The 13,149-nt window shown below is 64.5% G+C and carries 16 protein-coding genes; 15 read left to right on the top strand and 1 reads right to left on the bottom strand.

The window, feature by feature from the left end:
• The first annotated feature begins 99 nt into the window (after positions 1 to 99).
• The 13 genes from ccoN (at position 100) to rplA (ending at position 10,830) form a co-directional block, all read left to right on the top strand.
• Positions 100 to 1,707 carry a cytochrome-c oxidase, cbb3-type subunit I gene (gene ccoN, locus FGK63_RS11645; RefSeq protein ID WP_138842392.1) on the top strand — a complete coding sequence of 536 codons (1,608 nt, stop codon included), beginning with the start codon at positions 100 to 102 and terminating at the stop codon, positions 1,705 to 1,707.
• Between the two features lie 14 nt (positions 1,708 to 1,721).
• Complete coding sequence (ccoO, locus tag FGK63_RS11640; protein WP_138842390.1) at positions 1,722 to 2,450, top strand: cytochrome-c oxidase, cbb3-type subunit II; 729 nt, start codon at positions 1,722 to 1,724, stop codon at positions 2,448 to 2,450.
• 11 nt (positions 2,451 to 2,461) lie between these two features.
• On the top strand, positions 2,462 to 2,647 hold the full coding sequence (locus FGK63_RS11635) for a cbb3-type cytochrome oxidase subunit 3 (protein WP_138842388.1): 186 nt from the start codon (positions 2,462 to 2,464) through the stop codon (positions 2,645 to 2,647).
• Complete coding sequence (gene ccoP / locus FGK63_RS11630; RefSeq protein WP_138842386.1) at positions 2,644 to 3,513, top strand: cytochrome-c oxidase, cbb3-type subunit III; 870 nt, start codon at positions 2,644 to 2,646, stop codon at positions 3,511 to 3,513. The genes FGK63_RS11635 and ccoP overlap by 4 nt, the downstream gene beginning before the upstream one ends.
• A gap of 267 nt (positions 3,514 to 3,780) precedes the next feature.
• The gene (gene ccoG / locus FGK63_RS11625) at positions 3,781 to 5,211 is read left to right on the top strand and encodes a cytochrome c oxidase accessory protein CcoG (protein ID WP_138842384.1); all 1,431 of its coding nucleotides are present in this window, start codon (positions 3,781 to 3,783) and stop codon (positions 5,209 to 5,211) included.
• A 3-nt stretch (positions 5,212 to 5,214) separates the two neighbouring features.
• Positions 5,215 to 5,673, top strand: a complete 459-nt coding sequence (locus FGK63_RS11620) for a FixH family protein (RefSeq protein ID WP_138842382.1) — start codon at positions 5,215 to 5,217, stop codon at positions 5,671 to 5,673.
• A 4-nt stretch (positions 5,674 to 5,677) separates the two neighbouring features.
• Positions 5,678 to 7,855, top strand: coding sequence for a heavy metal translocating P-type ATPase (locus FGK63_RS11615; RefSeq protein ID WP_138842380.1), 2,178 nt, complete (start codon positions 5,678 to 5,680; stop codon positions 7,853 to 7,855).
• A 4-nt stretch (positions 7,856 to 7,859) separates the two neighbouring features.
• The gene (gene ccoS / locus FGK63_RS11610; RefSeq protein WP_138842378.1) at positions 7,860 to 8,018 is read left to right on the top strand and encodes a cbb3-type cytochrome oxidase assembly protein CcoS; all 159 of its coding nucleotides are present in this window, start codon (positions 7,860 to 7,862) and stop codon (positions 8,016 to 8,018) included.
• Between the two features lie 46 nt (positions 8,019 to 8,064).
• Positions 8,065 to 8,469 (top strand): (R)-mandelonitrile lyase, encoded by a 405-nt coding sequence (locus FGK63_RS11605; protein ID WP_138842376.1) that lies wholly within the window; start codon positions 8,065 to 8,067, stop codon positions 8,467 to 8,469.
• 97 nt (positions 8,470 to 8,566) lie between these two features.
• Positions 8,567 to 8,764, top strand: a complete 198-nt coding sequence (gene secE / locus FGK63_RS11600; protein ID WP_138842374.1) for a preprotein translocase subunit SecE — start codon at positions 8,567 to 8,569, stop codon at positions 8,762 to 8,764.
• Positions 8,765 to 9,000: 236 nt separating this feature from the next.
• A complete protein-coding gene (gene nusG / locus FGK63_RS11595) occupies positions 9,001 to 9,534 on the top strand; it encodes a transcription termination/antitermination protein NusG (protein WP_138842372.1) in 534 nt (177 codons plus the stop codon).
• A 146-nt stretch (positions 9,535 to 9,680) separates the two neighbouring features.
• Positions 9,681 to 10,130, top strand: a complete 450-nt coding sequence (gene rplK, locus FGK63_RS11590) for a 50S ribosomal protein L11 (protein WP_138842370.1) — start codon at positions 9,681 to 9,683, stop codon at positions 10,128 to 10,130.
• Position 10,131: 1 nt separating this feature from the next.
• Positions 10,132 to 10,830: a 50S ribosomal protein L1 gene (gene rplA, locus FGK63_RS11585; RefSeq protein ID WP_138842368.1), complete on the top strand. Its 699-nt coding sequence runs from the start codon at positions 10,132 to 10,134 to the stop codon at positions 10,828 to 10,830.
• 71 nt (positions 10,831 to 10,901) lie between these two features.
• Here rplA and FGK63_RS11580 read toward each other — a convergent pair whose 3' ends face one another.
• A complete protein-coding gene (locus tag FGK63_RS11580) occupies positions 10,902 to 11,669 on the bottom strand; it encodes a class II glutamine amidotransferase (RefSeq protein WP_138842366.1) in 768 nt (255 codons plus the stop codon).
• A gap of 402 nt (positions 11,670 to 12,071) precedes the next feature.
• On the opposite strand from FGK63_RS11580, the gene rplJ reads away from it, so the two are divergent.
• Positions 12,072 to 12,590, top strand: coding sequence for a 50S ribosomal protein L10 (gene rplJ / locus FGK63_RS11575; RefSeq protein ID WP_138842364.1), 519 nt, complete (start codon positions 12,072 to 12,074; stop codon positions 12,588 to 12,590).
• 79 nt (positions 12,591 to 12,669) lie between these two features.
• Complete coding sequence (gene rplL / locus FGK63_RS11570) at positions 12,670 to 13,047, top strand: 50S ribosomal protein L7/L12 (RefSeq protein ID WP_138842362.1); 378 nt, start codon at positions 12,670 to 12,672, stop codon at positions 13,045 to 13,047.
• Positions 13,048 to 13,149 lie beyond the last annotated feature (102 nt).

Genomic DNA, 13,149 nt, shown 5'->3' with positions numbered 1-13,149 from the left:
GATCAAAGCAACTTCGGCTGCCATTCTACATTACGGCAGCCAGTCAAAGAAGTCTGGCGCGACGGAAGAAACGCGCGGGGCATGGCAAAGGGACGCAATATGTCGAATGTTATCAAGCTTATCGCGCTTGGTCTGATTGCGCTGTTCGGCGCGATCGCGGCCAACTATGCGCGAGACTTGGCGTACCAGGTTCACTCCATCCTGGTCATGCTGATCGCCGGCGGGCTGTTCATCTGGACGCTCCGCAACGCCGAAGAACCGGACATCCTGACCGATCGTTCGGCCGAATACATGGATGACGTGGTGCGCTACGGCGTGATCGCGACCGCCTTCTGGGGCGTCGTAGGGTTTCTGGTGGGCACCTTCATCGCATTTCAGCTGGCCTTTCCGGCCCTGAACTTCGAATGGGCGCAAGGCTATGCCAACTTCGGGCGCCTGCGTCCGCTGCACACCTCGGCGGTGATCTTCGCCTTCGGCGGCAACGCCCTGATCGCGACCTCGTTCTACGTGGTTCAGCGCACCAGCGCCGCGCGCCTTTGGGGCGGCAACCTGGGATGGTTCGTGTTCTGGGGCTACCAGCTCTTCATCGTGCTGGCGGCGACCGGATACCTTCTGGGCGGCACCCAATCCAAGGAATACGCCGAGCCCGAGTGGTATGTCGACCTGTGGCTGACCATCGTCTGGGTGGCCTATCTGGCCGTGTTCCTGGGCACGATCGTCAAGCGGAAAGAACCGCACATCTACGTCGCCAACTGGTTCTACCTGGCCTTCATCGTGACGGTCGCGATGCTGCACCTGGTCAACAACATGACCATCCCGGTCAGCATCTGGGGCTCGAAATCGGTGATCGTCTGGTCGGGCGTTCAGGACGCCATGATCCAGTGGTGGTACGGCCACAACGCCGTGGGCTTCTTCCTGACCGCCGGCTTCCTGGGCATGATGTACTATTTCATCCCGAAACAGGCCGAACGTCCCGTGTTCAGCTACAAGCTGTCGATCATCCACTTCTGGGCGCTGATCTTCCTGTACATCTGGGCCGGTCCGCACCACCTGCACTATACCGCGCTGCCCGACTGGGCCTCGACGCTGGGCATGGTGTTCTCGGTCGTGCTGTGGATGCCCTCGTGGGGCGGCATGATCAACGGTCTGATGACGCTGTCGGGCGCCTGGGACAAGCTGCGCACCGACCCGGTCATCCGGATGATGGTGATCTCGGTCGGCTTCTACGGCATGTCCACCTTCGAAGGCCCGATGATGTCGATCCGCGCCGTGAACTCGCTGTCGCACTACACCGACTGGACCATCGGCCACGTGCATTCCGGCGCTCTGGGCTGGAACGGCATGATCACCTTCGGGGCCCTGTACTTCCTGGTTCCGGTCCTGTGGAAGCGTGAGCGTCTCTATTCGCTGCAACTGGTCAGCTGGCACTTCTGGCTCGCCACCATCGGCATCGTGCTCTACGCCGCTTCGATGTGGGTGACCGGCATCATGGAGGGCCTGATGTGGCGCGAAGTGGATGCCAACGGCTTCCTGGTGAACTCGTTCGCTGACACCGTGGCCGCGAAGTTCCCGATGTACGTGGTGCGCGCGCTGGGCGGGGTTCTGTTCCTGACCGGTTCGCTGATCATGTGCTACAACCTGTGGATGACCGTCCGCAAGGCACCGGCCAAAGAGGCCAGCCTTTCGGTCGCGGTCCCGGCTGAATAAGGAGGGCCGGAGCAATGGCAATTCTCGACAAACACAAGATCCTCGAGACCAACGCGACCCTCCTGCTGATCTTCAGCTTCCTGGTCGTGACCATCGGCGGCATCGTGCAGATCACCCCGCTGTTCTACCTTGAGAACACCATCGAGAAGGTGGAGGGGATGCGCCCCTACACCCCCCTCGAGATGGCGGGACGTGAAATCTACATCCGCGAAGGCTGCTATGTCTGCCACAGCCAGATGATCCGCCCGATGCGGGACGAGGTCGAGCGCTATGGCCACTACTCGCTGGCGGCCGAGTCGATGTACGACCACCCGTTCCAGTGGGGGTCCAAGCGGACCGGGCCGGACCTGGCCCGCGTCGGCGGCCGCTACTCGGACGAATGGCACGTCGATCACCTGCGCGACCCGCAGGCGGTGGTGCCGGAATCGGTGATGCCGAAATACGGCTATCTCGAGAACAAGAAGATCGACGGCAAGTACATCGGCGACATCATGGCCACCAACGCGCTGGTCGGCACTCCCTACACCGAGGAGATGATCGAGAACGCGCAGGCGGACTTCCGGGCGCAGGCCGATCCGGACAGCGACTATGACGGGCTGCTGGAGCGGTATGGCGACAAGGTCAACGTGCGCAACTTCGATGGCCAGCCTGGCGTGTCCGAAGCCGACGCGATGATCGCCTACCTGCAGATGCTGGGCACGCTGGTCGATTTCTCGACCTTCACCCCGGTCGCGAGCCGCTGAGGAGGGACGTCATGGAAGAATACACGATCCTTCGTCAATTCGCGGACAGCTGGATGCTGCTGGTCCTGTTCGCCTTCTTCATCGGGGTGGTCCTTTGGGTCTTCCGCCCCGGTGCCGGCAAGGCGCACCGCGACACCGCCAACATCCCGTTCCGGCATCAAGACAAACCCGCCACATCCGAGGAGGCGCGGAAATGAGCAAGACACCTGAAAAGCAACCGGGTGATCCGAAAACGACCGGCCACGTCTGGGACGGGCTGGAGGAGTTCGACAACCCGATGCCGCGCTGGTGGCTGTGGACCTTCTACGTAACCATCATCTGGGGCGTGATCTACACCATCCTCTACCCGGCCTGGCCGCTGGTGAACCACGCGACCGCCGGCGTTCTGGGATGGTCGACCCGCGCCAACGTCGCCACCGAGATCGCGGCGGTCGATGAATCCAACGCAGCGATCAACGACAAGCTGGCCTCGGTCGAACTGGCGTCGATCCAGGATGATGCCGAACTCAATGGCTACGCGGTCTCCGCGGGCAGCGCCGTGTTCAAGACCTGGTGCGCGCAGTGCCACGGCTCGGGTGCCGCCGGCGCCAAGGGCTATCCGAACCTGCTGGACGACGACTGGCTCTGGGGTGGAGACATCGAAAGCATCCACCACACCATCACCCACGGCATCCGCAACGAGGAAAGCGACGAAGCGCGCTATTCCGAGATGCCCGCCTTCGGCCGCGACGAGCTGCTGACCGACGAGGAAATCGACCAGGTCGTCAACTATGTCATGTCGCTGTCGACCGAGCCGCAGGACGCCGGCGCGGTCGAGGCCGGGTCGGTCGTCTTCGCGGACAACTGCGCGGCCTGTCACGGCGAGGATGCGAAGGGCGACCGCGAGCAGGGCGCGCCGAACCTGGCGGATGCGATCTGGCTCTTTGGCGGCGACTACGACTCTCTGGTCGACACCGTGGCCAACAGCCGCTTCGGCGTCATGCCCGCGTGGAACTCCCGCCTAAGCGAAGCGCAGATCCGCGCCGTCTCGGCCTATGTCCATCAGCTTGGCGGTGGCGAGTAACCTCTGAGGATACTTTCGGGCGGCTTGCCGCCCGAAAGGTGCGGTGCCGGCTGTTCCATCTGTTCGCGCGTTTCCAGAACAGCCGGCGCCAATTTTCCCGACAGCACTCCCGAGACGCGGGTTCCGAGCCGGCCTTCCGTTTTTCGCACGGAATCCCGGTTTCGCAAAACGTAAGTTGCAGATGCGCTTTTTGACCCATGTCAATGTTGAACCATCTATGTTCTGGGACAAGACGCGTCGTAGGCCCCCAAGACCTGGAGCATATCCGTGAGCGATTCCAACCCCGCCCCCAGCCTGTACGCGCCCCGGGAACCGATCTTTCCGCGGCGCGTCTCCGGAAAGTTCCGCAACCTCAAGTGGGTCATCATGGCGGTGACGCTGGGCATCTACTACCTGACGCCGTGGATCCGCTGGGACCGTGGGCCAAGCCTGCCGGACCAGGCGGTGCTGCTCGACATGGCGAACCGGCGTTTCTACTTCTTCTGGATCGAGATCTGGCCGCATGAGTTCTACTTCGTCGCCGGGCTTCTCATCATGGCCGGCCTGGGGCTTTTCCTGTTCACCTCGGCGCTGGGGCGGGTCTGGTGCGGCTATGCCTGTCCGCAGACGGTCTGGACCGACCTCTTCATTCTGGTGGAACGCTGGATCGAGGGCGACCGCAACGCCCGCCTGCGCCTGCACCGCCAGAAAAAGCTCGATCTCCGCAAGGCCCGGCTGCGCCTGACGAAATGGACGGTGTGGCTGCTGATCGGTCTCGCCACGGGCGGCGCCTGGGTGTTCTATTTCGCCGACGCGCCGACCCTGGCGCGGGACCTGGTCACCGGAGACGCCCATCCGATCGCCTACACGACCATGCTGCTGCTGACCGGCACCACCTTCCTGTTCGGCGGCTTTGCGCGCGAACAGATCTGCATCTACGCCTGTCCGTGGCCGCGGATCCAGGCAGCGATGATGGACGAGGACACGCTGGTCGTCGGCTACCGCGAATGGCGGGGCGAACCGCGCGGCAAGCTCAAGAAAGGGTTGCTGGACCCGTCGCAGGGCGACTGCATCGACTGCATGGCCTGCGTCAACGTCTGCCCGGTGGGCATCGACATCCGCGACGGCCAGCAGCTGGAATGCATCACCTGCGCGCTCTGCATCGACGCCTGCGACGAGGTGATGGAAAAGATCGGCAAGCCGCGCGGCCTGATCGACTACATGGCGCTCAGCGACGAGCTGCGCGAACGCGAGGGCCAGTCGCCCAAGGATGTCTGGAAGCACATCCTGCGCCCCCGCACGATCCTCTACACCGCCTTGTGGTCGCTGGTCGGGTTCGGGCTGCTGTTTGCGCTGTTCATCCGCCCCGAGATCGACCTGACCGTCGCACCGGTGCGCAACCCGACCTTCGTGACCCTTTCCGACGGCTCTATCCGCAACACCTACGATGTGCGCCTGCGCAACAAGCACGGCGAGGAGCGGCCCTTCCAACTGTCGGTCAAGGGCGATCCGTCCATGAGCATCCAGATCGAGGGCACGCCGCAGGATACCGTCGCCGTTCCGGCTGACACGGCGCTGCTCACTCGGGTATATATCGTGACGCCCAAGGATGCGGCGCCCTCCAATGCGGCCAATACGCCGGTGCGGATCTGGGTCGAGGACCTGACCAGCGGCGAGCGCGCCTTCAAGGACACGACCTTCAACGGACGGGGGAACTGATCGATGGCGGACCGTCAATTCACCGGCAAGCACGCGCTGGCCGTTTTCATCGCCGCTTTCGGCGTGATCGTCACCGTGAACCTGGTGCTGGCCTACAGCGCCGTCAAAACCTTCCCGGGGCTCGAGGTCAAGAACTCCTACGTCGCCAGCCAGCAGTTCGACGAACGGCGCGACGCGCAGAACGCGCTCGGCTGGACGATCCGGGCCAAGGCCGCCGGCGGGCTGGTCATCCTGTCGATCACCGACCGGGCGGGCAACCCGGTCGAGGTGGCCGAACTCGATGCCGTTCTGGGCCGGGCGACGCATGTCAAGGAGGACACGCGGCCCGACTTTGCCTTCGACGGCACCGCCTATGTCGCCAAGGCCGAACTGGGCAAGGGAAACTGGAACATCCGCATGGTGGCCAAGGCCGAAGACGGGACCGAATTCACCCAGCGCATTCCCCTTTACGTGAAGGGCTGACCGGATGACGGCCCAGATGCGTCCAGGCACAGCGGCCTGTCCCGGCTGCATCGCCGCCCCGGCAGAGCCGGTGCGGCCGGTGCCTCAGGACGTGCAGATCGCGCTGTCGCTGCCCGGCATTCACTGCTCGGCCTGCATCGCCACGGTCGAGCGGGAACTGAACGCCTGTCCGGGGGTCGACTCGGCCCGGGTGAACTTGACGCTGAAACGGGCGATGGTTCAGGCGGGACCGGAGGTGCGCGCCGCGGACCTGATCCCGGTGCTGGAACGCGCCGGGTTCGAGGCGCACGAGCTTGACCCCGGCGCGCTGTCCGCCACGCAATCCGACAAGGCGGGGCGCGATCTGCTGATGCGGCTGGCGGTCGCCGGTTTCGCTTCGATGAACGTGATGCTCTTGTCGGTCTCGGTCTGGTCCGGGGCCTCGGACGCGACGCGGGACATGTTCCACTGGATCTCCGCCGCGATCGCGTTCCCGGCGATCGCCTTCTCGGCCCAGCCCTTCTTCGTCAACGCCTGGAGCGCGCTGCGCGTCCGGCGGCTGAACATGGATGTGCCGATCGTGCTGGCCATCCTGCTGGCGCTGGTGACATCGCTTTGGGAAACCACGCTGAGCGGCGAACACGCCTATTTCGACGCGGCGCTGACACTCACGTTCTTTCTGCTGGCGGGCCGCTACCTGGACTACCGCACCCGCGCCGTCGCCCGATCCGCCGCCGAGGAGCTGGCCGCCCTGGAAGTGCCGCGCGCCATGCGCCTGGTCGACGGCCGCGAGGAAGAAGTGGCGGTTGCCGCTCTGGTGGTCGGTGATCTCATCCGCGTGCGCCCGGGCGGGCGGATGCCGGTCGATGGCGAGATCGTGATGGGCCGGTCGGAACTGGACCGGTCGCTGCTGACCGGCGAGACCCTGCCGGTCTTTGCCGAACCGGGCCTGGCCGTCAGCGCCGGCGAGGTCAACCTGACCGGCCCGCTGACCATACGCGCGACCGCCGTGGGGCAGGACACCTCCTTGCACCGCATGGCCGATCTGGTGGCGATCGCTGAATCCGGGCGGTCGCGTTACACCTCGCTGGCGGACAGCGCCGCCAAGCTCTACGCTCCGGGCGTTCACATCCTGTCGGCCCTGAGCTTTCTGGGCTGGCTCCTCTATTCCGGCGACATTCGCACCGCGCTGAACATCGCTGCCGCGGTTCTCATCATCACTTGCCCCTGCGCGCTCGGGCTGGCCGTGCCGGCGGTGACGACGGCGGCATCGGGCCGGCTGTTCCGCAAGGGCATGCTGATCAAGCACGCCACCGCGCTGGAGCGGCTGGCCGAGGTCGACACCGTCGTTTTCGACAAGACCGGCACCCTGACGGCGGGAACGCCCGAACTGACCAACCTGGGCGATCATCCCCGCGCCGATCTTGAGATCGCGCTGGCGCTGGCCGAAGCTTCCTCGCACCCGCTGTCGGTGTCGCTGACCAACGCGGCGCGCGAGGCGGGGATCAGGCCGGCCAAGGTGACCGACGTGGTCGAAGTGCCGGGTTTCGGTGCCGAAGGCCAGTACCGCGGCCAGCGCGTCCGGCTTGGCCGGGCCGCCTGGACCGGCGCCGAGCAGGGGCGCCAAACCGCTGCCTGGCTGGCCATCGGCGATCGCGCTCCCGCCGCCTTCCTGTTCTCGGATGCCCTGCGCCCGGGTGCAGCCGAAGCCGTGACGGCACTGCGGCAGGCCGGCAAGCAGGTGCTGCTGATTTCCGGCGATACCCAGGCGGCCGTCGCCGAACTGGCCGCGCGGCTCGGCATCGAGGACTGGGTGGCCGAGGCGCTGCCGCAGGACAAGGCGGCCCGCGTGCAGGCGCTGACCGACGCGGGGCGCAAGGTGCTGATGGTGGGCGACGGCCTGAACGACACCGCGGCGCTGGCGGCGGCGCATGTCTCCATCTCGCCCGCCTCGGCGCTGGACGCGGCGCGGGTGGCGTCGGATATCGTGCTTCTCGGCACCGACCTGTCGCCGATCGCGGACGCCTGCGACACCGCCGCGAAGGCGACCCGGCGGATCCGCGAGAATTTCCAGATCGCCACGGTCTACAACGTGATTGCCGTGCCGCTGGCGGTGGCCGGGCTCTGCTCGCCGCTGATTGCCGCATTGGCGATGTCGACCTCGTCGATTACTGTATCCCTGAACGCCCTGCGGCTGAGGTGACCCGATGGAAGTGCTGGCCTACCTGATTCCGATTTCCCTGCTGCTGGGCGGGATCGGCCTTGCCGCCTTCATCTACACGGTCCGGTCGAACCAGTACGACGACCCCGAGGGCGACGCGCGGCGCATTCTCAGCAATCAGTGGGACGACAAGCCCAAGCCGTGATCCGGCCCCGCGACCGGCAGGCCGCCATTGGAACGGAGGAAACCGCATGGAAGTTCATCTGGCCGACAGCCGGCCAAGCCGCAAGGGTCCGCCAGAGTGGTTTACGGGAACGGTCTGGATAAACCCGGTCGTCGAAGCCCCCGAACCCTGCCGGGTGATGGCGGTCCACGTCACCTTCGAACCCGGGGCGCGGACGGCCTGGCATACGCATCCGCTGGGCCAGACGTTGCATGTTCTCTCGGGAACCGGGCTTGTCGCCAAACGGGGCGAGCGGCCGCAGGTGATCCGGCCGGGCGACACGGTCTGGATCGCGCCGGGCGAAGAACACTGGCACGGCGCGGGTCCGGACGCCGCGATGGTGCATCTGGCCGTCCAGGAGCGTCTGGATGGGCGTGTCGCCGACTGGCTGGAGCTGGTCAACGACGAAGACTACCGGCAAACGCCGCTCTAGGCGCGGATCCGCGTTGGGGCGGCGGTGCAGGCCGCCCTTGAAATTGCCACGATGCCCGGCTATGTCCGGCCCATCGCAAGCAGAGAGACATCGCCAAATGGCCACCACCAATCCGATCCAGTTCATCCAGCAGGTCCGCGCCGAAGTTTCCAAGGTCGTCTGGCCCACCCGCCGCGAAGTGCTGCTGACGACGGTGATGGTGTTCATCATGGCCGCCCTGACCGCCGTGTTCTTCGCGCTGGTCGATCTGGGCATCCGCGGCGGGCTGCAGCTGATCCTGGGCGCGTTCAACTGATCGCTCCCGGTGGCCCCCGGAATCGGGGTCGCGGTCCGGCGTCAAACGGCAAGGCACCCCTTGCACCGCGCGCCATGTCGGAGTAGGTGACGCGATACCTTTCGGGATGGGCGTGCGGCGATTCGGGCTGCGCGCCGCTTTTTATTCCGGGCAGCGCGGCGACGCCGCAATGGGATTTCAATGACGGCGCGTCCGGGAGAGGGGCGGGCCAAAGGCAGAACAAGGACGACAGGTTCATGGCGAAACGGTGGTACTCGGTCAGCGTTCTTTCGAATTTCGAGAAGAAGATCGCAGAACAGATCCGCACCTCGGTTGCCGAACAGGGCCTTGAGGACGAGATCGACGAGGTTCTGGTGCCCACCGAAGAGGTGATCGAAGTGCGCCGGGGCAAGAAGGTCACGACCGAACGCCGTTTCATGCCCGGCTACGTGCTGGTGCACATGGAAATGTCCGATCAGGGCTATCACCTGATCAACTCGATCAACCGAGTCACCGGTTTCCTTGGCCCGCAGGGCCGCCCGATGCCGATGCGCGACGCCGAGGTGAACCAGATCCTCAACCGCGTGCAGGAAGGCGAAGAGGCGCCGCGGACGCTCATCACCTTCGAGGTGGGCGAGAAGGTCAAGGTCAACGACGGCCCGTTCGAGGATTTCGACGGCATGGTCGAGGGCGTCGACGACGAGAACCAGAAGCTCAAGGTCTCGGTCTCGATCTTCGGCCGCGAGACGCCGGTCGAACTGGATTTCACGCAGGTCACCAAACAGTCCTGACGTGAACGGCGGGGACGCACCCCGCCAGACGGCATTCCGGTGCCGTTTCATCGTGGGAGGCGAGCGCGTCGCGACGCGCGGACCAGACCACACAACAAGAAGACCCGAAGGGCGCGCCCCGAGGGTGTTGGAAAAGGAGAAGGCCAATGGCCAAGAAACTGATGGGCACGCTCAAGCTGCAAGTGCCCGCCGGTCAGGCGAACCCGTCGCCGCCGGTCGGTCCGGCGCTGGGTCAGCGCGGCATCAACATCATGGAATTCTGCAAGGCGTTCAACGCCAAGACCGCAGACATGGAGCCCGGCGCTCCGTGCCCGACCGTGATCACCTACTATCAGGACAAGTCCTTCACCATGGACATCAAGACGCCGCCGGCGTCCTACTACCTGAAGAAGGCTGCGGGCCTGAAGCCGGTCGGCAAGCGCAACCGCCCGAGAGGCGCGGAAAACCCGGGCCGCGAAACCATCGCGACCGTGACCCGCGCGCAGGTGCGTGAAATCGCCGAAGCCAAAATGAAGGATCTGAACGCCAACGACGTCGAAGGCGCAATGCAGATCATCCTGGGCTCGGCCCGTTCCATGGGCATCGAGGTGAAGTAAGATGGCAAAACTCGGTAAACGGACCCGCGCCGCACGCGAAGCTTTTGCTGGCAAGGAAAACCTGTCGGTGGAAGAGGCCGTCGCCCTGGTGAAATCCAGCGCCTCGGCCAAGTTTGACGAAACCGTCGAAATCGCCATGAACCTGGGCGTCGATCCGCGCCACGCCGACCAGATGGTCCGCGGCGTCGTCGGTCTGCCGAACGGCACCGGCAAGGACGTGCGCGTCGCCGTCTTCGCTCGCGGCGCCAAGGCGGACGAAGCCAAGGAAGCCGGTGCGGACATCGTCGGTGCGGAAGACCTGATGGAGACCATCCAGGGTGGCACCATCGATTTCGACCGCTGCATCGCCACCCCGGACATGATGCCGATCGTCGGCCGTCTGGGCAAGGTTCTGGGCCCCCGCAACCTGATGCCGAACCCCAAGGTCGGCACCGTGACCATGGAAGTCGGTCAGGCGGTCAAGAACGCCAAGGGCGGTGAAGTCCAGTTCAAGGCCGAAAAGGCCGGCGTGATCCACGCAGGCGTCGGCAAGGTGTCGTTCGACGAAGCCAAGCTGGCCGAGAACATCCGCGCCTTCGTCTCGGCTGTCGCCAAGGCCAAGCCGACGGGCGCCAAGGGCACCTACCTGAAGAAGATCGCGCTGAGCTCGACCATGGGCCCGGGCGTGTCGGTGGACGTGTCCAGCGCCGCAGGCGAATAAGACAAGCGGTCAAACGCCGCGCAAGAACGGATCGGGCAGCTCATCGGGCTGCCCGTTTTGCTTTGCGGGGTTCAGAACGGCAGCGCCTGCGTTGTGGCGGCACCGCCCGCCAGGGTGAAAAAGCTGCGGTCCGCGATCGGCTCCCAGGTGCCGGTCCCGCGGTCCAGTGGCTCCGAGGCGATGACCTTGCCGCCATGATCCAGACCCTGGCCGAAATACAGCGACGGGCTGTGGCGGTCGCTGGAATACCGGAACGCATAGAGCACCTGGCCGTCGCAGAACGAGGCGGTCAGCCGGTTGGGCTGCGAGATCTCGCCCTGAATCTCCTCGATCTGGCGGATCGTGCGGACCACCGCCTCGTAAGGCGAATGATCAAGCCCGTTGGTCAGCAGCAGCAGGAACAGCAGCTCGGAATCGGTGCTGCCCCGCCGGCTGGCATAGTGTTCGTCGTTCAGCGACGCCTCCAGCCGCCTGCGCACCCGGGCGAAATCGCCGATCTGCCCGTTATGCATGAATGACCACCTGCCGCAGGCGAAGGGGTGGCAGTTGCTGCGCGAGGTCTCGCCGAAGGTGGATGCGCGCACATGCGCCAGAAACAGGCGCGAATTGATCATGCGGCACAGATCGACGAGGTTCCTGTCCGACCAGGCCGGCAGGACGTCGCGGTAAAGCCCGGGCCGCTCCTGATCCGAATACCAGGCCATGCCGAACCCGTCGCCGTTCACCGCCAGCTTGGCCTCGGCGGCGTGCTGGCTCTGGTTGAGCAGCGAATGCTGCGGCAGGATGACGATGTTCTCGAGCGGAATGTCCGGCCCGCTATAGGCGACGAATCTGCACATGTGTTTTGCGCTTTCCCTGGATGGAAGTTGACGCATCAGATACCCTTTCGGGTGGCCCGAATTCCAGCGGGATTGTTGCCGGCAGGTGCGAAAGGGCCGAAGTTGCGCGCCATTGGCGATTGCCGCAATTTACCCCTTGGAAACCCCGGCTCACTGGCCTAAGAAGACCTGCGAAGTAAAGCGTGCGATTCGTCGTGCGCTTTATTTCGTTTCGTCCAAGACGGTGGGTGACCTTGCGAAAGGTCTTAATACCCTGCCTGAGACGGGAAAGACCAAAGAATTCGAGGGTCCCAACCCTCGGGCGAATATTTGGCTCAACCCCGTAACACGGACCTGAACGCCGGGCGAGAGCCCGGCAAATATGAGCCGGGATGAACCATCATCCCAAACTTGGAGAGAACTGTGGATAGAGCCCAGAAAGAGAAAGTGGTCGAGGAACTCGGCCAGATCTTCGAAAGCTCTGGCGTCGTGGTGGTTGCTCACTACGCCGGTCTGACAGTTGCCGAGATGCAGGACCTGCGCGCACGTGCTCGCGCGGCGGGCGGGTCTGTGCGTGTTGCCAAGAACAGGCTCGCCAAAATCGCCCTTGAGGGTAAGCCGTGTGCAAGCATGGCCGACCTGCTGACGGGTATGACCGTTCTGACCTATTCCGAGGATCCCGTGGCAGCTGCCAAGGTGGCCGAGGACTTCGCCAAGGAGAACAAGAAGTTCGAAATCCTTGGCGGTGCAATGGGCGAGAACGCTCTGGACCGTGCTGGCATCGAAGCTGTTTCGAAAATGCCGTCCCGCGAGGAACTCATCGCCTCGATCGTGGGCTGCATCGGCGCACCTGCTTCGAACATCGCCGGCGCGATTGGCGCACCTGCAAGCAACATCGCAAGCATCCTTTCCACCATCGAAGAGAAGGCGGAAGCTGCGTAAGCGGTTGGCACTGAATGATCTGCGTGGGGCATGTGCCCCGGCGTTGGAACACACACTGTAAACGGAAAGAGCTGATACAATGGCTGATCTGAAGAAACTGGCAGAAGAGATCGTTGGTCTGACCCTGCTGGAAGCACAAGAACTGAAAACCATCCTCAAGGACGAGTACGGCATCGAGCCCGCAGCGGGCGGCGCCGTCATGGTCGCAGCGGCTGGCGGCGACGCCGGTGGCGCAGCCGAGGAAGAGAAGACCGAATTCGACGTCGTTCTGAAGAACGCCGGCGCCTCCAAGATCAACGTGATCAAGGAAGTCCGCGGCATCACCGGCCTGGGCCTGAAAGAAGCCAAGGAACTGGTCGAAGCCGGCGGCAAGATCAAGGAAGCCGTGTCGAAGGACGAAGCCGAAGAGATCAAGGGCAAGCTGGAAGCAGCTGGCGCCGAAGTCGAGCTGGCCTAAGTCAGGTTTCGGGTGCATCGCTGATGCATCGCCAATTTGGCTGGGTCCGGAATTTCCGGGCCCAGCCGAACCTGTCTTAGAAAGGGCCTCTGGAAGGGGCGT

The sequence above is a fragment of the Ruegeria sediminis genome, from assembly GCF_005938215.1.
Taxonomy (GTDB): Bacteria; Pseudomonadota; Alphaproteobacteria; order Rhodobacterales; family Rhodobacteraceae; genus Ruegeria; species Ruegeria sediminis.
The sequence above is the reverse complement of the archived record's forward strand: the minus strand, read 5'-3'. Positions and strand labels throughout refer to the sequence as shown.